This window comes from uncultured Subdoligranulum sp. (genome assembly GCF_937890665.1).
Genome location: NZ_CALADU010000099.1, coordinates 1 through 24224, shown reverse-complemented (window position 1 = coordinate 24224; position 24224 = coordinate 1). Strand labels below are relative to the sequence as shown.

The following is a 24224-nucleotide window of genomic DNA, read 5'->3' as shown; positions in this document are numbered from 1 at the left end:
ACGGCCTCTTGAACCCCATTCAAGCGCGCTACCAAACTGCGCTACACCCGGTCAGAACCGAGCCGCCTCGAATCAGCTTGTTCATTATAAGCCCTTTTGCAAAAAATGTCAACACTTTTTTTCGCTTTTTTTAAACTTTTTTCAAAAGCCTTTATTAAGCATTCCTATTGCCCGCCACGCTGCCACGAACCAAGGCACGTTTCAGCCTAGCTTCCGCCAATTCAATCTCGTGGGCATCCACATCTTTTCTGGACAAAATGGCCTCCGCACGGGCTTTGCTGCGGGCTACCCGTTCCGTATCAATGGTATCTGCCCATTCAAAGGTAGTAGCCAACAAACGACACTGCCCGCCCAGCATGCTGAGCATACCGCCCATACAAGCAGCACGTCGAACTGCTCCATCCTCGGTTGTGATGTGAGCTTCCCCCATGCCAACTGCCGTGCAGTAATCGATATGGCGCGCCATCAGTTCCACCTGCCCACAAATCGTACGGCAAGAAAGGGACTTAACTTCACCGTCAAAGGCAACGCCATCCGGGGTCACAATCTTCAGCGGGAAACTTGCCATAGGCTCGCCTCCTTACTGCTTCCCTGCTTTTGCCAGCACGTCATCAATCGTACCTGCAAAGAGGAAAGCACTCTCGGGAATAGAATCGCATTCCCCGTTTAGGATCATTTTAAAGCCGCGCAACGTTTCTTTTAGCGGCACATACTGTCCCGGCATACCAGTAAACTGTTCTGCCACATGGAAAGATTGTGACAAGAAACGCTGCACTTTGCGGGCACGGTTCACCGTAACCTTATCCTCTTCGGACAATTCATCCATACCCATAATGGCAATAATGTCCTGCAAGTCCTTATAGCGCTGCAAAACCTGCTGCACCGCGCGAGCGATTTGATAATGCTCCTGTCCAACCACTTCCGGAGAAAGGATCCGAGAAGTAGAATCCAAGGGATCCACGGCCGGATAAATCCCCTGCGAAGCAATATCGCGGCTCAAAACAGTTGTCGCATCCAAATGCGTAAAGGTCGTCGCCGGTGCCGGGTCCGTCAAATCGTCCGCGGGGACATAAACTGCCTGTACCGATGTGATGGAACCTTTCCGCGTAGAAGTAATACGTTCCTGTAATGCGCCCATTTCTGTGGCCAGTGTAGGCTGGTAACCAACAGCAGAAGGCATCCGCCCTAACAGTGCCGAAACTTCAGAACCGGCTTGGGTAAAGCGGAAAATATTGTCGATGAAAAGCAACACGTCCTGATGCTTTACGTCACGGAAATACTCCGCCATCGTCAAACCAGACAGGGCCACACGCATACGAGCTCCCGGCGGCTCATTCATCTGACCATAGACCAATGCCGTTTTGTTCAAAACGCCGCTTTCCCGCATTTCGCCATAGAGGTCGTTGCCCTCACGGGTACGCTCTCCAACTCCGGTAAATACCGAATAACCATTGTGCGCGGTCGCAATATTGTAAATCAGCTCTTGAATCAAAACCGTCTTGCCAACACCGGCACCGCCGAACAAACCGATTTTGCCGCCCTTGGCATAAGGACAAATCAAATCAACGACCTTAATGCCGGTTTCCAAAATTTCCGTGGAGGATTCCTGTTCATCAAAGGTAGGTGCCGGGCGATGAATCGGCCAGCGCTCCATATTTTCTGGTGCAGGTTGCTCATCCACCGGCTCTCCCAGCAGATTAAAAACACGTCCCAAGCACTGATCTCCCACAGGTACTGTAATAGGACCACCCGTATCCACAGCTTCTGTACCGCGCACCAATCCATCGGTGGCGGCCATTGCAATGCAGCGGGCCACATTATCGCCAATATGCTGGGCAACTTCCACAACCAACGTTTTGCCGTGGTTCTGCAGTTCCACCGCATTCAGCAAGGCAGGCAGTTCCCCGTCGGCAAAGCGAATATCCAGTACAGGGCCTGTAACTTGCACCACCTTACCGATGTGTTTTTCTGGCATAGCACACACTCCTTTGTGAGCTTTTAAGATTCTGCGTCGGCGCCGGCTACGATCTCGGTAATTTCCTGCGTGATCGCCGCCTGACGGGCGCGGTTATAATACAGATTCAAATGCTCGATCATCTCGCCTGCATTTTTAGTTGCAGCATCCATTGCTGTGCGGCGTGCCCCCTGTTCACTGGCGACACTCTCGCACAAAGCACCATATACTACACCTGCCAAATACTCCGGAATGATCTCGTCAAAAACTGTCGTGGCATCCGGCTCGTAAAGCATCAAGCTTTGCCGCTTGCTCGATTTCTTTGGTGTTTCAAAGGGCAAAATCGGCAATACCGTCGCGGTCTGTGTTAGCATAGACACAAACTGTGTAAAGCACAACCGAATCTCGTCAAATTCCCCTTCCAGAAACTTTTGGCAAACGATTCTGGAAATCTCAAAGCTATCGCTAACAGACAAGTCCCCTGCCTCAGCAAAAGCTTGGGTAAGGATCGATACCTGATGGCGTGTAAAATACTCCACAGCCTTTTTTCCGATCGGCAGCACCGTATATGTTTGCCCTTCGGCATCCGCTTGTACCGCCTTCAAAATATTGGCGTTGTAACCACCTGCCAACCCACGGTCACCGGCAATGACAATATACAGACGCCGATGTGTATCCCGCTTTGCAAGATAGGGGCTGTCAAAATGGTCTTCTGCCGCTGCAATATCAAACAAAGTCGCATAGAGCGTTTCAAAATAAGGACGGCTGTGTTCCACCCGTTCCTTGGCGCGCCGCAATTTGCTAGACGCCACCAATTCCATGGCCTTGGTGATCTGCATGGTGCTCTCTACGCTTTTAATGCGTAGCTTGATTTCTTTCATCGAGCCAGCCACCAACGGCACCCCCTTTACGGCTTAGTTTTCTTTTTGGAACTTTGCGGTAAAAGCTTCCAACACAGTCTTCAGCTTTTCTTCCGTCTCCGGCTTCAGATCTCCGGTCGTACGAATTTGGTCCATAGCGTCTACGGCCTCTGCGTTTTCATCCAAATATTGATACAGTTCCCGCTCATAAGATGCAATGGCAGATACTTCAATTTCTTTGAGATACCCGTGTACTGTTGCATATAGAATGGCAACCTGCTTTTCTACCGGAACCGGGCTGTTGCGATCCTGCTTTAGGACTTCCACAATCCGTTCACCCTGCGCCAGACGCGCCTTGGTATCCGCATCCAAATCAGAGCCAAACTGGGCAAACCCCTGCAACTCGCGGTACTGGGAGTAAATCAGCTTTAAGGTACCAGCGACTTTCTTCATCGCCTTAATTTGAGCATTACCGCCTACACGCGACACCGAAATACCGGGGTTTACGGCAGGACGGATACCCGCATGGAACAGCTCTGTTTCTAGGAAGATCTGCCCATCGGTGATGGAGATAACGTTGGTAGGGATATAAGCCGCCACGTCACCTGCCTGCGTTTCAATGATAGGCAACGCGGTCAAAGAGCCGCCGCCTTTTTCATCACTGAGTTTTGCCGCACGTTCCAGCAACCGACTATGCAGATAGAAAACGTCGCCGGGATATGCCTCACGTCCAGGAGGACGACGAATCAGCAAAGAAAGCGCACGATAGGCCACTGCATGCTTCGATAGATCGTCATAGATGATCAACACATGCTTACCTTGCTGCATAAAATATTCGCCCATCGCGCAGCCGGCATACGGTGCGATATATTGCAGAGGAGACAATTCCGATGCTGTGGCGCAAACCACAGTCGTATAGGCCATTGCGCCATTCTTCTCCAAATTTTCTACCAAAGAGGCAACCGTGGATCGCTTCTGACCGATAGCCACATAGATACAGAGCACATCCTGCCCTTTTTGGTTGATGATGGTATCGGTAGCAATAACAGTTTTGCCTGTCTGGCGGTCTCCGATAATCAATTCACGCTGACCGCGGCCAATAGGAATCATCGAGTCGATTGCCTTGATTCCCGTCTGCAACGGTTGCTTAACCGGCTGCCGATCAATGATACCGGGTGCCGGCGATTCAATGGCACGGTAGTCCGCCGCCTCGATAGGACCCTTGCCGTCAATAGGCTGGCCCAAAGCATTGACTACACGGCCAATCATTCCTTCACCTACCGGAACAGAGACAACCTTGCCGGTACGACGAATATTGCCGCCTTCTTTGATCCCGCTATCATCACCCAACAGAACGATGGAAACACTGTTTTCTTCCAAGTTCTGGGCCATGCCGTAGGTGCCGCTCTCAAACTGCACCAGCTCACCGGCCATGCAGTTATCCAGCCCCGAAGCACGGGCAATACCATCACCCACCATCGTAACTGTACCGGTTTCGGACTGTTCGATAGCGTTCTGGTAATACTTAATCTGCGAACGAATGATGCGGGAGATTTGTTCGGGTTTCAGTTGCACAGTATGGTTCACCACTCAATCTATAAAATGAGGTGTTCTTTCGTTATAGGACTACGTTGGCAATGTCGTCACGCAGCATTTCCAAACGGCGCTGTACGGTGCCATCCAGTCGCTCTCCAGCCAAATCAAGACGCAATCCACCCAATATCGTAGGATCGGTCTTTTCCGTCAAATGAATGGTTTTGCCGGTTTTGGTCTGCAAGCTGGCAAGCAATTTGGAACGCGCCTCGTCAGACAGCGGAACTGCCGAAGTCACCGTTGCCTCCAAAATACCATGGTCAGCGTTGTAACGCGCCCGATAGGCATCCAAACAGCCGGAAAGCTCCCCCAGTAGATCTTCTTCACACAAAATTCTGAGGAAGTTGACCACATAAGGATGCATACCCGTAAACGCTTGCTCCAACAATCCGCAGCGCTCCTTTTTAGGGATACTGGGAGTCTGCAGCAAACGCAGATAGTCCGGTTCCTGTTTGCAACAGGACTCTGCCAGTGCAAGGTCCTGTAAGATGGTATCCGTCAGTGCTTCCTCGGCCGCCAGTTCATACAAACTGCCACCGTAGCGCTTGGCCAATTCGGTCATGAGGCATCCCCCACATTCCGGATAAATTCATCAATCAAAGCCTGATGATCGTTCTGGTTAATCTCACGCTCAACCACCTTGCTGGCAATTTCCACCGCCATGCCGCCGATCTCGTTCTTCAGGTCATTGACTGCCTTCTTGCGTTCCTGTGCCACCTCGGCTTCCGCCGCAGTGCGCAAAGCCTGCGCTTCATTCCGGGCTGTGTTGACAATCTCTTCTTCCCGTTTTTGGGCACGAGCCGTCGCTTCCCGAAGCATGGCATCCTGTTCAGCCTTGATACTCTTGAGATGCTGCTGGTACTCTTCCTCCAAATCTGCAGCCTTTTGTTTGGCAGCAGCGGCATCGGCATACATCTGATCGATTTCCTGTTGACGATCATCAATCATCTTTTTGACCGGTTTGAACAAGAAATGACGCAGCACCGCAAAGGTGATGAGCATGTTACAGAAGGTGAAAAGCGCAGTCCACGGGTTGACACCGACAAAACTTTCAAATCCCGTCATCTGTCATCCCTCCTTTCGTTTTCTTCCTTGTCCATCAGAAAACGAAGAGAAGGAGCAAAGAGATGACCAGAGAATAAATACCGGTAGATTCGGTAATGGCACAGCCAAGGATCATGTTGGTACGCAATACGTTGGTCATCTCGGGCTGGCGGGACATACCTTCCAGCGCTTTGCCGACGGCGGTACCTTCACCGATTGCCGGGCCGATAGCTCCGAATCCGATTGCGATGCCGGCGCCGATCGCGCAGGCGGCTTTTACGATTGCAGCTTCCATAGGGGTTCCTCCTATTATAAAATACGAAATCAGGCTTCTTCCGGCGGCGGGCAAGCATTGCCCACATAAACCATCGTCAGCAAACTAAAGACAAGGGCTTGTACCCCGCCAGAAAAAACATCAAAATACAAACTCAAAATGCCTGGAATACCAACTTCCAGATACGGCACGCCACTGAGCCCCAAAATCGCCAGCGCACCAGTGGCCACGAATACAATGCCAAATATTTTCCGAGCCATCTTTTTGGCGCGAATTCCCGTAACTAACAGGGCGATACCGATCAGGAGTACGGCAGCCGATATAATTACGCTTTTGCCGACCAGCCCCAGCAATACAGCAGAAACCGTTGCCAAAGCGGAATATACCAGACTGGTCAACACACTACCGCCCGCAATATTACCGAAATGACGGAACGCCATTGAAATCGGCTGCGCCACCTCCGAAACCAAGTTCATGGGGGTCATGACCACAATCGGTTCTGTAAACCCTTTAAGCCAGCCCACAAAACCATTTGCGCGAATGGAACAGCCCCAACACAAAAAACTGGTCATCAAGGCCCAAGTAACTGTGGTAGAAAGGTCTGCGGTGGCGGAACGGAAAATACCTGTCATTCCAATATAAGAACCGCATATGGAAGAAAGGAACAACGCGCCAATATACGGTGTCCAATAGGCATTGTGTTTGCCCATGGTATCTTCCACCATGCCATACAGCATGGAAACCCCTTTTTCCACTAAGACCTGTCGGCGGGAGGGGCGCTTTTGAAGGTTGCGCCCTAATAGAATTCCCGCCACACACAGGCATACCATCACCACAAAGGAAGATACAATCGTCTGGGTAATGGGAATTCCGCCAAACAACGGTATTGTAAAATAGATTTTCGGGCCATTCATACGGCTGTATCACCGCCTTTGTCATCTTTGCGGAAAAATTCCACAAGTTTGAGTGCCGCCTGCGCCAGCAGCAACGGGATTAACGCTGCCACCGGATCACAAACTTCGGCACGAAACAACAAAATATAAATTGCCGCCAATACCAACAACCGTACCACACTGGAAGCTTGGATGGAAAGTTGGGCCCGCTGTGGATCCTGATCCCGTGCAGCACGATCCAACGCGTTGGATACTGTGATACTCAATGAGAGGAAATTCCCAATCGCCAATACACTGCCAATCACCGCTCCCAGAAAAACGGAAGTCGTGAATTTTCCCAGCAGCGCATAGACGCCCAACATAGCCCCCACACAAACAACCAGCGCCAAGGCCAGACGGCCCGTTTGGTGCAGCACGTCTTTATGTTTTTGCATGCAGTGGGTGCTCCTTTCCTTATCCATGGCGATTAAAGGATACCGGCGGTTTCTTTTGTGATTTGTCGCGGCCCTGACGTTCAATAGCTTTCAGGGAATATCGCAAACTGCTGACCGCCCCCAATATCCCGAGAATAACACCTACCGCCACCGTCCAACTGCCGAGATCGAACATTTTTTGCAGCCATACTGCCGCGGCCACAAAAAGAATAGGCGGTACGCAGATTGACAGCCCAAATTGGGTCAGCCACACCAAATGTCGGGTAATATCATACAAATCTTTCATGGCGTTCCTCAATCGCATAAACGCTTAATGGCTATAGTATACACCAGCAGCATTTATTTTTCAACAGCTTCTTTTCATAATGTATTATAATTTTTGTTCATTTTTCCTCTGACCCCCTCATGTTTCTGCACGAACCTTCCTCCCTTCAAAAGCCCTTTTCTTTTCCCAACGCGTTTTTAAAAAGTTTGGCGTTACCGCGCAGCTCTATACAACTACCAAAAGTAAGTTTTCCCTTGTTCTGTAGCCAAAATTTTGTTTTCCAGCATTTTCCTACTGCGTTCTTCCAAAAGAAAAAGAGCAGCGCGATCCTCAAATCACGCTGCTCTCGCAGAATTTATTCTTATTTCTTGTTTTTGGAACCAAACCGATATTCCGTTCCATTTTTCAAGCGATCAATATTTGCGCGGTGAAGCCAGATAACCATGGATGCCATAATCACACAACACAGAGTATTGAACAGAACCGTGAGGGTATTGGCGCCCAGAAGAATCCAATAAATCAAGGTGACGATTGGAAACAGTGCAGCCACAATGATGCTCCCTAAAGACACAATCCGAGAAAATGCGAACTGAATCAGGAAAACCAACAGCAAAATGCCACAGACAATGGGGCTGATGGACAACGCCGCGCCAGCACCCACCAGTACGCATTTGCCACCTTTAAATCCAAAATAAAGTGGCCGGCTATGGCCGATCATACAGAAAATCGCAGCCAAATAAGCACCACAAACCGGTGCCAGCAATGTGTCTGTCCCGATCAAAGCAGCAAACAGCATCCGCCCCAAATTGGCCGCCGCTACGCTTTTGCCCACATCTCCCAGAACAGTGAACGCCGCCGGCAACTTTCCATACGTCCGCAAAACATTGGTCATACCCGCGTTGCCGCTTCCGTGCGCACGCACATCTTCATTGAACATCGTTTTGGAAACCAGTACCCCGAACAGGATGCTGCCCAGCAGATACCCTTCTAAAGCCGTCAGTACGCAAGCCGCAATTACATGAAGTAGCATGATGCCTCACACCTTTCCTGCTTTTACCGATCCATCGCCATGTTCCCGCGTGATCATGCGGATCGGCGTTCCTGTCAATCCGAACGTTTCTCGAATTTGATTTTCCAAATATCGCTGATACGAAAAATGGAACAGCGCTTTCTGATTCACGAAGCAAACAAACGTCGGCGGTCTGGTAGAAGTCTGGGTAACATAAAACACCTTGAGCCGTTTCCCCTTGTCGGATGGCGGCTGTACTTTAGCGGTGGCTCTGGCCAACATTTCATTGAGCGCACCGGTAGGAATCCGTGTTCCGTTCTGGATGTCCACAAAATGGATGGTTTCAAACAATTTGTCGACCCGCTGTCCAGTTTTGGCACTAATAAAGACAATGGGCGCATAAGACATAAAGCTGAAATCTTCTTCCAGTTGCTTACGCATGGTATCCATGGTATAGCTGTCCTTTTCTACCGCGTCCCACTTGTTCACCGCGATAATACAGGCTTTTCCCTGCTCATGCGCGTACCCAGCCACTTTGGAATCCTGTTCCGTAAAGCCTACCGTGGCATCAATCATGATAACACAAACCCGGCTACGTTCCACCGCGGCAAGACTGCGCAAAACGCTGTAACGCTCAACGCCGCTCTCTACTTTGCCCTTTTTGCGCAACCCTGCCGTATCGGTAAAGACAAATTTTCCATATCGATTTTCTACCAAAGTATCGATGGCATCACGGGTTGTACCTGCCTCATTGGCTACAATCAGACGATTTTCTCCCAAGATATGATTGATCAGGCTGGATTTTCCCACATTCGGACGACCGATGACCGCCACTGTAATGCGATCATCACTGTCTTCTTCTTCCTGCGTAAAGTCAAGGTGTGCGCAAACCGCATCCAGCAAATCGCCGGTTCCATGGCCATGCACACCAGAAACCGGGATGATTTCTCCCAGCCCCAGCGAGTAAAAATCATACAGTTCCATCGGCGGTTCGCCGATTTTATCGCATTTGTTCACCGCTAGTACGACCGGTTTCCCGCTGCGCATCAACATCCCTGCAATATCCTGATCCTGTGGTGTTACGCCATTGGTTAGTTCTGTGACCATAATAATGCAGTCCGCAGAATCAATAGCAATTTGGGCTTGCTCGCGCATATGCGCCAACAATCCATCGTCGATGCGCGGTTCAATACCACCGGTATCCACCAGCAAGAACTTGTTGCCGCACCATTCACAATCACAAAAAATGCGATCGCGGGTCACACCCGGTGTGTCCTCCACGATGGCAAGGCGCTGGCCGGTCAATTTATTAAAAATCGTAGACTTCCCCACATTGGGTCGTCCCACGATGGCGACGATCGGTTTTGCCATGTCCACCCCTCCTTATTTGGGTCCTCTCTTTATTCTTCGTATGCGCTTATGGGCACTCAGATAGGCTTTACAGCAGCCCCCTCCATCGGTAGGAATCGCTATTGCACGGCATCCCAATGCTTCAGAAAGCTGAGGCAACGTAATGTCATCCAAGAAGCGGTCCTTTTCGTCCCGCAGCATCACTTCCGGCACCGCCAACAACTTGCTTTGCAGCTTGCCTTTGCACTGCTTAATAATATCAGTGCCTGTCACCAAGCCGGCCACACTGACGTTACCACCGAAATAGTCATTACGGATCTGATGCACCGTGATTTTAACTTGGGGGTATTTATCTATCAAGGCCTGTGCCGATTGTTCGATAAGCGGCCCAGCCAAAGTTCCGGTAACCACATCCATACTGTGAGGCAGTACCAGACCGCAGTAGTGATCCAACTCTTCTAAAAAGGTGTCGTGGTACAGGCGCCACATCCCCACGCCGTCTTCCAACTGCGCAAATTCATCATAAAACTCAGCGGCCGGCAACGGACGGCCCGAGGTCAAATACCATTCATCACTAGGATACACAATGCTGCGGCCATATTCTTTGCGGCAGCGATAACTGTACTCTTCCAGAATGTCCAACGTTTCTGCCGCCGACGCCTGATCATAGGCTTGCAGCTTATACAAGCCCTTGCGATAGTCTGTTACCCCCGCCGGCACCACAGCAATGCTTCCCACCTGCGGCTGCAGCGCCAGCAGGTCGTCCAAGGTCCGGCGCAGCTCCTCTCCGTCGTTGATTCCACGGCAGAGCACCAACTGGCAGTTCAAATCAATACCGCCTGCCGCCAACTTAGGTAGATATTGCAATACTTCCCCGCCCCGCTTATTCGCCAACATGCGGATACGCAACTGAGGGTTGGTAGTGTGCACCGAAACAAAAATAGGACTGATATGCATCTCAATGATACGGTCGATTTCCCGGTCACTAAGATTGGTCAAGGTAATATAATTACCGAACAAGAAAGAAAGACGTTCATCGTCATCTTTAAAATAGAGCGGTTCCCGCATGCCGGGAGGAAGCTGATCGATAAAGCAGAACATACAGTGGTTGGCACAACTATGTTTATCGTCCCCCAAATAGGTTTTAAAGTTGCACCCCAACGGCTCATACTCTTCTTTTTCGACTTGAACCGTTTTCTGTGTTCCGTTGCAGCAGACCTCCAACGAGAACTTCTTCGGCGTGGTATAAAATTGGTAGTCTAAGGCATCCCCCAAAGGATGTCCATCGACAGACAACAGTGTCCAGCCTTTCTCAATACCGAGTTTTTGGGCCGGAGACTGATCGTCGACCGAGGTCACAAACAAGGCCAAGATTCCGGCCCTCCTTTTAAAAATAGGTAATAACAAAAAGGGGGAAGGCATTGCCCTCCCCTAGCAAGAAACTTACGCTTCCTTCTTGATGACTTCCTGGCCTTTGTAGTAGCCACACTTGCCGCAAACCTTATGGGGAACCTTCAGTTCGCCACACTGCGGGCACTTCACCAGCGTCGGCGCCTCCAGTTTCCAGACGTTAGAGCGACGTTTGTCGCGGCGGGCTTGAGAATGCTTTCTCTTGGGTACGATAGCCATAATCGGACACCTCCTTGGTGAAATTCAACTGAGTAGTTGTTTTAATATGCTAAGCCGAGCATCCACAGGGGCAGCATCGTCTGCAGAATGGCAGGTGCATCCCGCCACCTTCTTTTTGCCGCAGATGGGGCATAGACCTTGGCAATCGGCGCTGCAAAGCAGTACCGCGGGGACCTCAAAAACCAGTTCTTGAAAGACCAACTCATTGAGATCCAAACAGCCTTTTTCTTGACAGGGCAATTCAAAATCCGGATCTTCCACATCTCGCATCCGAACCAAGTATTCACGCTGAAAGTCATACTGACGATGAATTGGTTCAAGGCATCGCGCACATTCGGCTTCAATTTGTGCCTTTACACACAAGAGCAACGCCGCGCCTTCAGCGGTGGGCGTTGCCGAAAAGTCACATTCTGCCGGGGCAGACAAGGCAAAACTGCCGAAATCTGCTTGTGAAAGATCTGCCAGAAAGTGTGCCTGATACGGCACTCTTGCATTTTCTAAAAAGGAACGCAGATCAAATTGCATAGTACACCTCAAAAGGTTGCTTAAATAGTATACACAAGTGACGGTGGCTTGTCAACCAGAAAACCGCAAAAAGTTGCGATTTTTTTCGGTTTTTTCGAAAAAAACAGGGCAGGAAAGCCGCTTTCCCGCCCTGTCATGTTCGCTGAATGGTGTTGGATGCTCAGATCACGTATTTCTTCAGATCTTCGGGCAGTTCTTCCACATTCGCAGAAACCGTGACCACGACTTCGATGTTTTTGGTGATCTTGTCGATGGCCTTCAGAACCTTGTCCGCAGCCTCCAGATCATGATCAATGATCCGCAGAATGCCGTCAATGAACAGCTCGGTAATATCATAGTTACCGGCCAGCACGCCAGCAACAAAGCCGTACAGCATGTCCGCACCAACAACGCCGTACTCGTCCACATCCACCAGACGAGCTGCGTGATTGATTTCGGTGGTCAACTTCATGCACTTCTCGATAACAACGATGTTACCAGAAGTCGTTTTGGTCGCCTTGTCGATCATCTCGATCATGGTCTTGGTCTTGCCAGAGCCTTTGGTTCCAACAATCAGTTTCAGCATAAGGGGGTACCTCCTTTATTCGTAGGCGCTCACGGCGCAAGTTTCCATCAATCCTGCAGCTTTGCTTCCAGCTCCGCCTTACGATCTTCATAGCCGGGTTTGCCAAGCAGCGCAAACATATTCTTCTTGTAGCTCTCGACACCGGGCTGATCAAACGGGTTGACGGACAGCAGATAGCCGGATACCGCACAGGCTTTCCAGAAGAAGTAGATCAGCTCACCGATATCATGGGCATCCAGCGCATCCACTTCGATGATTCCCAACGGCACCCCACCGTCGGTGTGGGCCAAGATGGTACCTTCCATCGCCTTGCGGTTTACCACGCTCATGTTCTGCTCAGCCAAGAAGTTCAAACCGTCAAAGTTTCCTTCCAGCGGCTCGATAAAGAAGTCATTGCGGGTATTTTTGACATCCACATAGGTTTCAAACATCACACGGCTGCCATCCTGCAGGAACTGGCCCATGGAATGCAAATCGGTGGAGAAGATGCAAGAAGTCGGCATCAGGCCTTTCTGGTCCTTGCCTTCACTCTCACCAAAGAGCTGCTTATACCATTCGTTCATCATGGTAAAGTCAGGCTCAAAGCAAGCCAGCGTCTCTACGCTCTTGCCTTTGCGATACAAAATATTGCGGGTCATAGCGTAACGATAGGCATCGTTATCCATGCTGCACTTGCCGAATTTTTCACGGCCATCCGCAGCGCCTTGCATCAATGCATCGATATCGATACCGGCACAGGCAATGGGCAGAAGTCCCACAGCGGTCAGCACCGAATAACGGCCGCCCACATCATCGGGGACCACAAACGTCGGCCAGCCCTGCTCATTTGCCAGTTGCTTAAGGGTGCCCTTTGCACGGTCCGTAGTGGCATAAATGCGCTTGTTCGCCTCTTCGGGGCCAACAGAATCTTCCAGAAGTTTGCGCAGCACCCGGAACGCCAATGCCGTTTCCGTAGTGGTACCAGACTTGGAAATCACGTTGATAGAGAACCGCTTGCCCTTGGTCAACTTGATGATATCGTTGAGCGCCGTGGGCGAAATGGTATTGCCACAGAAATAGATTTTCAAACCATCGTCCAGCTCATTGTGGTACAGGCCACGAATTGCCTCCACCACCGCACGAGCCCCCAGATACGAACCGCCGATACCAGCTACCAGCAGCACGTCGGAGTCCGAACGGATTTTTTGGGCAGCTTCTTTGATGCGGGCAAACTCTTCCTTGTCATAAGTAACAGGCAGGTCAAGCCAACCCAGAAAATCGTTGCCGAAACCAGTTTTGGTTTCCAACTGTTTGTGGGCCAACTCGACCTGCGGGTAGATTGCCTCATATTCTTCAGGACGGATGAATTTTGCAAGATGCTTGCCGTTAAATTTAACAGCCATCTTTTGCCCCTCCTTTATGTTTTGATTGTCTTCATGATACCGTTTTGTGTCGGTATTGTCAAGCAAATGCTTGGTATTTTTTTCGACTTTTTCATGAACATTGCACAAATTATCCGTCGCAGAATACGAGACTCTGCGCCAAAAGTCCGAAGCAATAACCAAAACTCAACGCGTCTACGTTCTGTGCAGCAGTGATGGAAAATGTTTGCAATTCTTGCTCTCCGTTCAGCAATCGAAGCGTCCCAACCTGCGTTCCTGCCGTTACCGGAGCTTCCAGCGTTTGCGGCAGCTCTACCGCAATGCGCAAGGATGCTCCCTGCCCTTTCGGCATCAAGCACTTTTGGGGCGCATCATATTGCAGCGTTACCGCATCTGCTGTGCCGCGGGTAACCGCAATGGTTTGTGGTGCATCTTCCGGAAGCGCCGCCGTAACATTTTCATAGTTGGCAAAGCCATAGTCCAACAGGGCGGTAGCGGCCTCAAAACGCTCTTTTCCAGAAGCGGCCCCCAAAACCACAGCAATTAAACGCAGTCCATCTCGTTCCGCACCGGCTGAAATGCAAACACCCGCCTTACTAGTAGTTCCCGTCTTGAGGCCCGTGATCCCATTGTAACTTTTAAGAAGTTTGTTGGTGTTGACCAGTTGGGTGGCGCCGTCTCGCAGTGTGTCGGTCCAGATGGAGCAGTAATCCCGCACCTCAGTGTGATGAAGCAGCATCTCACGACTCATGACCGCCACATCGCGGGCAGTGGAAAGATGTGCTTCTTGGTCGAGACCACAAGCATTTTCAAAATGTGTGGATGTCATTCCCAGCTGCGTGGCCTTCTCATTCATCATCTGCACAAAGGCTGTCTCACTTCCCCCAACAAACTCTGCCACTGCAACGGCTGCATCGTTGGCACTGGAAACACAGATCGCTTTCAGCATATCGTTGAGTGTCATCTGCTCTCCCGGCTCCAACCAAATTTGACTGCCTCCCATACTGTACGCATGTTCACTTACCGGGACAATATCCTCCAGCGAAATTTTCCCAGCTTCTAACGCCTCAAAAGTCAAAAGCAGCGTCATCACCTTGGTGATAGACGCAATAGGACGCTGCTCATCTGCGTTTTTCTCGTAAAGCACAGTCCCGGAGTCTTCATCAATCAGTATCGCTGCCATACAGGGCACATCAAAGTCTGCAACACCTGCAGGAAGAATTCCTTGCACAGGGGACGGGGCCTCTGCCGGATTACCGGCAACCGCCTCTGGTTCCGCGTAAGCTCTTACCATCGAAAACAATGCCAGCGCCAGACATAGCAAAATCGTCACGGCACGCTTTTTCATCGCAACAACACCCCCGCTGCAAATTGACTTTGTTTAAGCCTATGCGACACCGTTTCGTTTTAGTATTGCGCTTTGTCGTCGTTTCCATTATAATAAAGTGCACTGTATACGTTGTAATTATAGAAAAGGAATCAAAACATGCGGGTAACATTCTATACTTTGGGTTGCAAGGTAAACCAAAACGAAACCGGCGCCTTGGCGCAGCTGTTTGAGGAAAGTGGATATACCGTTGTTTCCAACGAGGAAGATGCCGACGTTTATGTAGTCAATAGCTGCACCGTCACCAATTTTGGCGATCAGAAAAGCCGCAAATGGCTCCGCCGTGCCAAACGGGAAAATCCGGGTTCCGTAACGGTGCTCACCGGCTGCTACCCGCAGGCTTTTCCCGAAGAAGCCGCTGCCATTACCGAGGCTGACGTGGTGACCGGTTCAGGCAACCGGCGCGCCATCTTACAGGATGTGCAAAAGGTATTAAACGGCGAATCCGACAGAGTTGTGGATATCCGTCCCCATGAGAAGGGCGAACGCTTTGAAGAACTGCCCATGGATAAGTTTGCCGAGCATACCCGTGCATTCGTCAAGGTAGAGGACGGCTGCAACCGCCGCTGCGCTTACTGTGTAATTCCGCGCGCCCGCGGACCGGTGCGCAGCCGGGAAGAAACCAGTATTTTGCAAGAACTGCACCGTCTCACTGAGTCCGGATACAAAGAGATCGTACTCACTGCCATCAGTTTGCCCAGCTACGGCACCGACAGCGGAACCAGCCTTGTAGAATTGGTAGAAAAGGCCGCCGCCGTGCCCGGCGTAGAGCGCCTGCGTCTGGGCAGTTTGGACCCGGATATGTTACATGATGAGGACATTCTACGCCTTTCCCGTGTCACGAAGCTCTGTCCACAATTCCATCTGAGTCTGCAAAGTGGTTGCGACAAAACATTGCGCGCCATGCGCCGCCCCTATACCACCGCTCAATTTGCGGAAATTGCGGATAAACTGCGCCGGGCTTTCGGTCCCGAGAACGTAAGCTTCACCACGGATGTTATCGTAGGTTTTCCCGGTGAAACCGAGGAGGATTTTGAAACCAGCATGGCGTTTGTAACGCAGCAGCGCTTTTTGAAGGTGCATGTTTTCCCTTATTCTCGGCGTGAAGGAACCTCGGCTTATGATTTTCCTGACCAGATCCCCGAACACGAGAAAGAGGCGCGCAGCCGTCGCATGACCGAAGCTGTGGAAACCGTCCGCGCTCAAGAAGCCGCCCTCATGCAGGGCCGTACCGAAGAAGTTCTGCTGGAAACGCCCCTTTCGGCTACGCTCTTCACCGGATATACAAAGCAATATCTTCCGGTATTGGTTACGGCCCCGCAGCACAAGACCGGCGACATCGTCAAAGTGGTTTTGGGCAGTTGGGATGGCAAACGTTGCCGGGCATCGTTAGCACGCTGAGTCCCATTTTTCGGATACAAAAGATCCACAACCCAGAAAACAGGGAAATTCTTATGATTTTCCCTGTTTTTTTGTTGCCTGCCCTCTTGCCAAACATGGGTCTTTTTGGTAAAATTTTAACAGGAGTGGTTATCCCCCTCCACCTAACAGTTTTGGAGAAATCGGAGCAAAAAGAAGGAGCAATCACAATGAGAGGTATTTACACCCCCGTTACGGATATCCGTCGCAAGGTGTTCACCGAAGTTGCGCGTATGGCGTACGAAGTCAACGAGATGTCTGACTATGCCAACCTGATGCGTGAGCTGCCCTACAAGATCATTCCCGGCGAGGAAGGTTCTTTGCGCAGCAGCATCTTCCTGGAGAGAGCCATCATCTCGGAGCGCATCCGTCTGGCCATGGGTCTTTCTCTGCGTCCTTTGGACGAGAGCGTTCCCGCTAGCGAGGGGTTGGAGCACAGCGTTATCGCGGACAAGTACTATGAACCGCCGCTGATTAACGTCATCAAGTTCGCTTGCAATCGCTGCCCGGAAAAGATCATTAAGGTCACCGCAATGTGCCAAGGCTGCTTGGCGCACCCCTGCCAAGAGGTCTGCCCCAAGCATGCGATCAGTTTCCGCAACGGTAAGAGCCATATCGACCAGAGTCTCTGCGTCAAGTGTGGCCGCTGTGTCAACAGCTGCCCGTACAGCGCGATCGTCAAGACCGAGCGTCCTTGCGCTGCCGCTTGCGGCATGGGTGCTATTCACTCTGACCAGTACGGCCGCGCCGACATCGATTACGACAAGTGCGTTTCCTGCGGCATGTGCCTTGTGAACTGCCCGTTCGGCGCCATTGTCGATAAAGGCCAGATCTTCCAGTTAGTTCAGTCCATCAAGCGTGGCGACAAGGTCATTGCTATTGTGGCCCCCGCTTTCATCAACCAGTTCCCCGGCATGACGCCTTCGAAATTGAAAGAAGGCATGCGGATGCTGGGCTTCAGTGACGTGGAAGAAGTTGCCATCGGCGCCGACCTTTGCACCATCGATGAGGCAAAGGACTTTATGGAGGAAGTTCCCTCTAAGCATCCCTTCATGGGTACCTCTTGCTGCCCCGCCTGGAGCGTCATGGCGAAAAAGCTCTTCCCGGAATATGCAGACTGCATCAGCATGACCATGACCCCCATGGTGCTGACCGCTCGTTTGATCAAAAAGGATCATCCCGATGCACGCATCTGCTTTGTGGGTCCCTGCTCTGCTAAGAAGCTGGAAGCCAGCCGTCGTTCGGTCCGCAGCGAAGTTGACTTCGTGTTGACCTTCGAGGAATTGATGGGCTTGTTTGAGGCCAAAGAGGTCGATTTTGCTTCTCTGCCCGACAGCCCGGATGACGCTTTTGATAGTGCCAGTGCCGATGCCCGCGGCTTCGCCGCTTCCGGTGGTGTTGCTCAGGCAGTTGTCAACGCCATCAAGAAGATCGATCCTGATCGGGAAGTCAAAGTTGCCAGCGCCCAAGGCTTGGCAGATTGCCGCAAGATGATGACAATGGCCAAGGCCGGCAAGTACAACGGTTACCTGCTGGAAGGCATGGCCTGCCCCGGTGGCTGCATTGCTGGTGCCGGCACGTTGGCAGATCCCGCCAAGAGCGCCATTATGCTGAACAAGTATAAGAACGAAGCCAAGATGAAGAATTCCACCGAAACACCCTACAAAGATTCCATCGGCTTGCTCAAGTACTAATCTTTAACCAAAAACTCCCTGCACAAATTTTGTGCAGGGAGTTTTTTATTTGTGGTATTTCATTCCAACATTGATTGTACAGGCACGGTACAACTGTTCTGTCAGCACAAGTCGTGCCAACTGATGGGGTAAGGTAATGCGTCCCAAACTAATTTTGGCCTGCGCTGCACGTTTTACGCTTTCATCCAAACCATGGGAAGACCCAATCACAAAAGCGACATCTCCAGCTCCGCTTCCAGCCCGTTGGGCCAACAAGGAAGCCAATTCTTCACTGGAAATTTGTTTACCTTCCACACACAAAGCCACCAAATAGGCGCCCTTTCGCACCGAATGGAGGATTGCTTCCCCTTCTTTTTGCAACGCCTTTTGAATCTGTTTGTCGCTGGCGTTTTTATCTGCAATCGCAAATTCCGGCAACTCCAAAATACGGAAGTTACAAAAACCACTCAATCGCTTCTGATATTCTGCTACACCAGCGGCAAAGTAGCTGGCATTCAATTTTCCAACGCAAATCAAATCTATATTTTGCATCGTTGTCTCTGCCTCAGAATTCCAGATACGGGCTGATATCGTTTCGTGTTTGTGCCTGCACAATTACATCTCGACCGGGTTGGATTCCTGCAGCAAGTAGCACATTGTACACCGTCGTCAGCGCCAGTTCCGGCGAATTGTTGGTCTGGCTCAAATGACACAGCGCAAACTTTTTGCACCCTTCCTGAATCAAGTCCAAGATTGCCGCCGCACATGCTTTATTATCCAGATGACCGCGATCACTGGCAATACGCTTTTTTAAATAGTAGGGATACGGTCCACCATGAAGGCTGAAGGAATCGTAGTTTGCCTCTAGCGCCACCAGATCACAGCCCATCAGATTATCCTCTACAACAGGCGTCAGTGTTCCCAAGTCAGTTGCAATAGCCATGCGATGTTGGTCCGGCGTTACGATACGATAACCACAGCACGGCACGTCATGACTTGTGGGGAAGGCTGTTACGCGGAAGTTTCCGATGTCCAGCATCTGTCCCCCATCCACAGCCACGCCATCTACTGCGGGCGGCAGCGTTCCACGGGATTCCAAGACTTCCAAAGTATCCGCTCGAGCGTATACCGGCATCGGGTACTTTTTTAAAAAGGTATCCAACCCCGCCACGTGGTCAGAGTGTTCATGTGTAACTAAAATTCCCGCACAGTCACTGATAGCAAGCCCCAGTTTGCGCAGTGCCGTCACCGTTGTGCGGCAGCTTTTGCCCATATCCACCAACAGGTACTGCTGGTCCTGCAAAATCAAACCACAGTTGCCCGATGACCCAGAATACAAGGTCGTAAATAACGCCATATAAGGTTCCTCTTTATATCGTGCCATAAAAAGTGGGCCGCCATCGGGCGGCCCACTGGCCTTTCATTTATATTGCGCGGGTTATGGCATTTGCCGGGACCTCTACGCGGCGGATATCCGCCCCCAACAACTGCAATTTCTCAACAATATTCTCATAACCACGCTCGATGTGGATCGTCTCATCGATTTCGCTGACACCGTTAGCCGACAATGCCGCCATGACCATCGCAGCGCCTGCCCGCAAATCCGTTGCGCGCAAAGGCGCAGGACGCAGCTCTTTGACGCCTTCGATAACAGCGACCTGCCCATCCACCTGAATGTTTGCCCCCATGTGAATAAGTTCATCCACATAGCGGAAACGGTTTTCCCAAATACCTTCTGTCACGATGGAAGTTCCTTGCGCCAAGGTCAGCAGAGCTGTCATAAGTGGCTGCATATCGGTAGGGAATCCCGGATGAGGCATCGTTTTAACTTTTAACGGCTTCAACGCCCCTGTGCGGGTAATGCGAATGGCATCATCATATTCCTGAATCTCGCAGCCAGCCGCACGGAGTTTTGCGGTGATCGGTTCCAGATGTTTCGGTATGACGTTGTGCAGCGTCACATCACCCTTGGTGATGGCAGCACCTACCATATAGCTGCCTGCCTCAATCTGATCCGGAATGATAGCATAATTACAGCCATGCAGCGATTTTACGCCATGAATTTTAATCACATCGGTGCCGGCACCATGTACATCCGCACCCATCATATTCAAAAAATTGGCCAAATCCACAATATGCGGTTCGCGGGCCACATTTTCCAGAATGGTAGTTCCTTCTGCCAAAACGGCAGCCAGCATGGCATTCATGGTAGCGCCTACCGAAACGGTATCAAAGAAAACATGCGCACCGACCAATTTATCGGCCTTCACATGAATCTGACCATACTCCACCGAATCATCCGCACCAAACGCCGTAAAGGCTTTCAGATGCTGATCGATCGGGCGCGGTCCCAAATTGCAACCACCCGGCATCGCCACTTGACCTGAACCAAAACGTCCCAGCAATGCACCCAAGAAATAATAACTGGCGCGCATCTGTCGAGAAAGCTCATTCGAGACTTCTGTACAGTCGAGATGCGTGGTGTCAATCTCATAGGTACTGCGGCTAACCATACGAATGTTGGCGCCGAGTTCGCTCAAAATTTGGAGCGATGCCATCACGTCGCTAATGCAGGGAAGGTTTTCAATCAAACATTTATCTGCTGCTAAAATCGTGGCAGGCAAAATGGCCACCGCAGCGTTCTTGGCACCGCCGATGTTCACGTCGCCATGCAGCGGGGTTCCCCCGCGGATCACAAATTTTTCCAAATGTAGCTCTCCTTTGTGCAGCGGGCCTACTCACAAATTCATTGCGGCAGCCCGCCTTTACGCACTTTGCCTAATTATACACCATTTCGCTGTTTTTGAAAAGTGCTCTTCCATAGAATTGCAAAATCTTTGTGAAAAAGCACTAGAGTATAACGGTGTACAGCCACTTTTTTAAGCGGGCTTACATGTTGGGGAACAAAGTCTGGGCACTGAACAGAGATCCATTGTAGTACATTTCGAAGTGACAATGGTTACCGGTAGAGTTACCCGTAGAACCCACTTCACCGATCTTTTCGCCCTGCGCAACAGCTTGTCCCTGTGCCACCGAGATAGACGACATATGGGCATACAGTGTCTTATACCCATTGCCATGATCAATCTCTACATAGTTGCCGTACGAGTAATGCCAGCCGGCCGCAATGACCGTTCCGGAATCGGAAGCAATGATCGTCGTGCCATATGCAGCACAAATATCAGCGCCACGGTGTCCGCTGCTCATCCAGCGGCTGACATACTTATAATTAGGCACCGGCCAAATGAAGCTGCCAGAACCGATCTGGGCAACCATACCGCTCTTCAAACGGGTACCTGTTACCGTAATTTCCGGAACGGCTTCCTTCGTGACGTTATAGGCAATCGCTTGGCGATCCGTTACCACACCGTCGATCATCGTAACTTCATACGTCACGTCTTCCGAGCCGTCTTGACCCTCCTGTACCGTTACCACTTTACCGAAATCGTATTCATCAGATTCCGAATTTTGCGTATCGTAGGGAATCGCAACCGTCTCGGTTTCACGGCGCACCACTTTTACCTTCAGCAATTCTGCCGAGGCAACACCGGTAATCAATTCTGTGCCTTCATCAACTTTTTGATTCAGCGTCAACAACTCCGGATTCATCTGCGCCAACGAGTCAAAGCTAACGCCGGTGGCCTCTACAATGCTTTGGACCGTATCGCCCTCTTCCGCAGTATAGGTCTGAATGCCAGATCCCGCATTCAGCTCATTGATGATGTCACTATAAGAACTGATAGACTCATTTAGATACACGCCATCCATCAGTCGAATTTCATGAGCAAACGCAGTATAAACCGAAGGATCCAAGGTATCTTCGTAGGGTTCCTTGATGCTCTCCAAATACGTGCGAAGGTGATCGCCTTCTGTCGTAACAAAGCGCAGCTCACCATCAATGTATACAGCCGTAGCATCAACGATCTCATCACTGGCAGTACGCAAAATCGCATTGGCGATTTCACTTTCCGTCATTGTCTGCCCGGAAATAGCCAGCGTATAGGTCGGCGAAACGTTCCACTGTGTATCCGGCACAGCTGTACCGCTTTCCACCAGCATACTTTTAGCCGTGTTGATACGTGACTGCACGTCATCCCGAGCGTTTTCAAACACCTGCTCGTTGGCCACATACCCTACGGTTTCGCCATTCACTTGAACATTCAGAACGAACTGCAAATTCAGGCCATTGCGAACCACCACAATCAGGGCAGCCGCCGCCAACGCAGGAAGAAAATAGGTAATGGCATTCCATACAATGGGATAGTACTTTTTCACGCCACTGCGAAAATATCGCAGCTTCGCAGCGCGGATTTGGCCAGCATCTTCTTCTTCCAGCTCTTCTGATAGTTGGCGAATATGCCGCAGACCGGAAGCCATCCGGGTAAACGGGCTGGTAAGATCCTCTACCAGCGTCATTATGCCCAGCACAAACGGCCGCATTACCAACAGCAACAGGTTGCCCAGAGTTGCCGCAATAGCGCGCACCGCCACGCCCACTCTACGCCAAGTACAGACGCCCGCATACTCGACCCAAAAGCCGACTAAGTACAAAAAATCGCCGATAATGTAGGCATAAGGAATCTTATCAAAGATATTTAGGACGCGGCCGCGACGTTTAGCCCGCTTCTTTTTGCGATGCCAGGCACGAACCGTCCGCTTACAGCGCCAATCGTCCAGACGCTGAGAAAGGCTGCTGTTTTTCTTCTTTTTTGGTTTTTTATCAGTCTCAGTAGGATTCAAAGTGTAGGGTCTCCTTTCCGCGCAGCAACGTGGCAAAGACAAGACGATGCTTAGGGTTCCTTTTCCTCAAAGTTCTTCCCAATTCCAGCCGTCCAACAGCTGATGGTTTTGCGCCAACTGTAGCATATCCTGCGGAAGCGCACTGGTTACTTTGATGGAATTTCGTGTTAAGGGATGCGCAAAGCGCAGTACTGCACAATGCAAAGCATGGCGTGCGATTTCCTTCGTATCGCCGCCGTAAAGGGTATCCCCAGCCAAGGGATGGCCAATATACGCCATATGCACACGGATTTGATGGGTACGCCCCGTGCGCGGTATGCAAGCCAATAGGCTAAACTGTGCATCGGACGCCAAAACCGTATACTCTGTCAGACTATACTTTCCTTCTGCTGTGACGCAACGTCCGATAATGGAATCACCGCGTCTGCCGATTGGCGCCTCTACGGCGCCAATCCCTAACGGCATTTTCCCCTGTACAATCGCCAGATAACATTTTTGTACACCATTTGCCAATAGAGGGGCCGCAAATGCATTTTGCGCGCATAGCACAAGGCCGCTGGTGTTTTTATCAATCCGGTTCACTGGACGGAACACACCTGTTTTTCCCTGACATTTCAGGTGATAGATCCATCCATTTGCCAGCGTATGATCCGGATAATTGAGGGTGGGATGAACCGCCAATCCAGCAGGCTTATCCAACACGGCGGCAAAGTCATCCTCATACGCAATCTCCAACGGGATCGGCTGTGCCGATACACTGGTTTCCTGCTCAGGAGGCAGTGTAAAGGTAATCTGCTGTCCGGTATGAACAGGCTGATCTGTGTGCAGCGGAGTGCCATCTGCCCTAAAGCCTTCGCCTCTGTGTTTGACTGATTTAATCAATCCCGCTGTCACACCGCGGGTGCGCAGAAACATGCCAAGCCGTTGACCTTCTGCTTCGGGTGGGACGATATAGCGCAGTTCCATCGTCCTACTTCTCCCTTCTGCACCCATATGGGGGTATTATAACACAAAGCTGCCCGAGATGCAAACCCAATGTTTGGAACAAAAAACAGCACATCCACGCCAAAAAGCGTAGGTGTGCTGAGACTTTTCAGAAAAACGACTGGACCGTAAGCCGGGTTCTGTATCAAACGACGATCTATCTTGGCCTTGCGTCGCCGCAAGGCTCACGCCATCACCGGGACGCGCGAGGCTCCGCATTCTGTCCCATACGGATGTTGCTTCAAGCAGGGTTTACATAGCCGCA

General features: G+C 50.9%; 25 protein-coding genes. 2 read left to right on the top strand and 23 right to left on the bottom strand.

Features of this window, described 5'->3' with window-relative positions; genetic code table 11:
• Positions 1 to 154: 154 nt before the first annotated feature.
• From Q0526_RS06055 to Q0526_RS05970, 18 genes are all read right to left on the bottom strand, one after another.
• Positions 155 to 568, bottom strand: coding sequence for a F0F1 ATP synthase subunit epsilon (locus Q0526_RS06055; RefSeq protein WP_298731563.1), 414 nt, complete (start codon positions 566 to 568; stop codon positions 155 to 157).
• A 12-nt stretch (positions 569 to 580) separates the two neighbouring features.
• Positions 581 to 1975, bottom strand: a complete 1395-nt coding sequence (gene atpD, locus Q0526_RS06050) for a F0F1 ATP synthase subunit beta (protein WP_298731560.1) — start codon at positions 1973 to 1975, stop codon at positions 581 to 583.
• A 23-nt stretch (positions 1976 to 1998) separates the two neighbouring features.
• On the bottom strand, positions 1999 to 2835 hold the full coding sequence (atpG, locus tag Q0526_RS06045; protein ID WP_366522037.1) for an ATP synthase F1 subunit gamma: 837 nt from the start codon (positions 2833 to 2835) through the stop codon (positions 1999 to 2001).
• 33 nt (positions 2836 to 2868) lie between these two features.
• Entirely contained in the window at positions 2869 to 4389 is a 1521-nt protein-coding gene (gene atpA, locus Q0526_RS06040; RefSeq protein ID WP_298731556.1) for a F0F1 ATP synthase subunit alpha, read from the bottom strand.
• Positions 4390 to 4432: 43 nt separating this feature from the next.
• Positions 4433 to 4969 (bottom strand): ATP synthase F1 subunit delta, encoded by a 537-nt coding sequence (gene atpH / locus Q0526_RS06035; RefSeq protein ID WP_298731554.1) that lies wholly within the window; start codon positions 4967 to 4969, stop codon positions 4433 to 4435.
• A complete protein-coding gene (gene atpF, locus Q0526_RS06030) occupies positions 4966 to 5472 on the bottom strand; it encodes a F0F1 ATP synthase subunit B (RefSeq protein ID WP_298731552.1) in 507 nt (168 codons plus the stop codon). The genes atpH and atpF overlap by 4 nt, the downstream gene beginning before the upstream one ends.
• A gap of 34 nt (positions 5473 to 5506) precedes the next feature.
• Positions 5507 to 5746, bottom strand: a complete 240-nt coding sequence (atpE, locus tag Q0526_RS06025) for an ATP synthase F0 subunit C (protein ID WP_298731551.1) — start codon at positions 5744 to 5746, stop codon at positions 5507 to 5509.
• Positions 5747 to 5775: 29 nt separating this feature from the next.
• Positions 5776 to 6639 carry a FoF1 ATP synthase subunit a gene (locus Q0526_RS06020; protein ID WP_298731549.1) on the bottom strand — a complete coding sequence of 288 codons (864 nt, stop codon included), beginning with the start codon at positions 6637 to 6639 and terminating at the stop codon, positions 5776 to 5778.
• Positions 6636 to 7052, bottom strand: a complete 417-nt coding sequence (locus tag Q0526_RS06015) for an ATP synthase subunit I (protein WP_298731548.1) — start codon at positions 7050 to 7052, stop codon at positions 6636 to 6638. Before Q0526_RS06015 ends, Q0526_RS06020 begins: the two co-directional genes overlap by 4 nt.
• A gap of 19 nt (positions 7053 to 7071) precedes the next feature.
• Positions 7072 to 7338: an AtpZ/AtpI family protein gene (locus tag Q0526_RS06010; RefSeq protein WP_298731547.1), complete on the bottom strand. Its 267-nt coding sequence runs from the start codon at positions 7336 to 7338 to the stop codon at positions 7072 to 7074.
• A 340-nt stretch (positions 7339 to 7678) separates the two neighbouring features.
• Complete coding sequence (locus Q0526_RS06005; protein ID WP_298731546.1) at positions 7679 to 8347, bottom strand: glycerol-3-phosphate acyltransferase; 669 nt, start codon at positions 8345 to 8347, stop codon at positions 7679 to 7681.
• Between the two features lie 6 nt (positions 8348 to 8353).
• Positions 8354 to 9697, bottom strand: a complete 1344-nt coding sequence (der, locus tag Q0526_RS06000; RefSeq protein ID WP_298731545.1) for a ribosome biogenesis GTPase Der — start codon at positions 9695 to 9697, stop codon at positions 8354 to 8356.
• Between the two features lie 12 nt (positions 9698 to 9709).
• A complete protein-coding gene (locus tag Q0526_RS05995) occupies positions 9710 to 11047 on the bottom strand; it encodes a DUF512 domain-containing protein (RefSeq protein WP_298731544.1) in 1338 nt (445 codons plus the stop codon).
• A gap of 72 nt (positions 11048 to 11119) precedes the next feature.
• Entirely contained in the window at positions 11120 to 11305 is a 186-nt protein-coding gene (gene rpmF / locus Q0526_RS05990) for a 50S ribosomal protein L32 (protein ID WP_007046791.1), read from the bottom strand.
• 24 nt (positions 11306 to 11329) lie between these two features.
• Entirely contained in the window at positions 11330 to 11830 is a 501-nt protein-coding gene (locus Q0526_RS05985; RefSeq protein ID WP_298731543.1) for a YceD family protein, read from the bottom strand.
• Between the two features lie 160 nt (positions 11831 to 11990).
• The gene (locus Q0526_RS05980) at positions 11991 to 12395 is read right to left on the bottom strand and encodes a hypothetical protein (protein WP_298731542.1); all 405 of its coding nucleotides are present in this window, start codon (positions 12393 to 12395) and stop codon (positions 11991 to 11993) included.
• 47 nt (positions 12396 to 12442) lie between these two features.
• A complete protein-coding gene (locus Q0526_RS05975) occupies positions 12443 to 13777 on the bottom strand; it encodes a glucose-6-phosphate isomerase (protein WP_298731541.1) in 1335 nt (444 codons plus the stop codon).
• Positions 13778 to 13886: 109 nt separating this feature from the next.
• A complete protein-coding gene (locus Q0526_RS05970; RefSeq protein ID WP_298731540.1) occupies positions 13887 to 15104 on the bottom strand; it encodes a D-alanyl-D-alanine carboxypeptidase family protein in 1218 nt (405 codons plus the stop codon).
• A gap of 138 nt (positions 15105 to 15242) precedes the next feature.
• On the opposite strand from Q0526_RS05970, the gene mtaB reads away from it, so the two are divergent.
• Entirely contained in the window at positions 15243 to 16544 is a 1302-nt protein-coding gene (mtaB, locus tag Q0526_RS05965) for a tRNA (N(6)-L-threonylcarbamoyladenosine(37)-C(2))-methylthiotransferase MtaB (protein WP_298731539.1), read from the top strand.
• Between the two features lie 188 nt (positions 16545 to 16732).
• On the top strand, positions 16733 to 18256 hold the full coding sequence (locus Q0526_RS05960; RefSeq protein ID WP_298731538.1) for a 4Fe-4S dicluster domain-containing protein: 1524 nt from the start codon (positions 16733 to 16735) through the stop codon (positions 18254 to 18256).
• A 45-nt stretch (positions 18257 to 18301) separates the two neighbouring features.
• Here Q0526_RS05960 and rlmH read toward each other — a convergent pair whose 3' ends face one another.
• The 5 genes from rlmH to Q0526_RS05935 form a co-directional block, all read right to left on the bottom strand.
• Positions 18302 to 18787, bottom strand: coding sequence for a 23S rRNA (pseudouridine(1915)-N(3))-methyltransferase RlmH (rlmH, locus tag Q0526_RS05955; protein ID WP_298731537.1), 486 nt, complete (start codon positions 18785 to 18787; stop codon positions 18302 to 18304).
• 13 nt (positions 18788 to 18800) lie between these two features.
• Positions 18801 to 19592, bottom strand: coding sequence for an MBL fold metallo-hydrolase (locus Q0526_RS05950; RefSeq protein WP_298731536.1), 792 nt, complete (start codon positions 19590 to 19592; stop codon positions 18801 to 18803).
• A 67-nt stretch (positions 19593 to 19659) separates the two neighbouring features.
• Positions 19660 to 20943: a UDP-N-acetylglucosamine 1-carboxyvinyltransferase gene (locus Q0526_RS05945; RefSeq protein ID WP_298731535.1), complete on the bottom strand. Its 1284-nt coding sequence runs from the start codon at positions 20941 to 20943 to the stop codon at positions 19660 to 19662.
• Between the two features lie 181 nt (positions 20944 to 21124).
• Positions 21125 to 22975: a M23 family metallopeptidase gene (locus Q0526_RS05940; RefSeq protein WP_298731534.1), complete on the bottom strand. Its 1851-nt coding sequence runs from the start codon at positions 22973 to 22975 to the stop codon at positions 21125 to 21127.
• A 66-nt stretch (positions 22976 to 23041) separates the two neighbouring features.
• The gene (locus Q0526_RS05935) at positions 23042 to 23941 is read right to left on the bottom strand and encodes an RluA family pseudouridine synthase (protein WP_298731533.1); all 900 of its coding nucleotides are present in this window, start codon (positions 23939 to 23941) and stop codon (positions 23042 to 23044) included.
• Between the last annotated feature and the right edge of the window lie 283 nt (positions 23942 to 24224).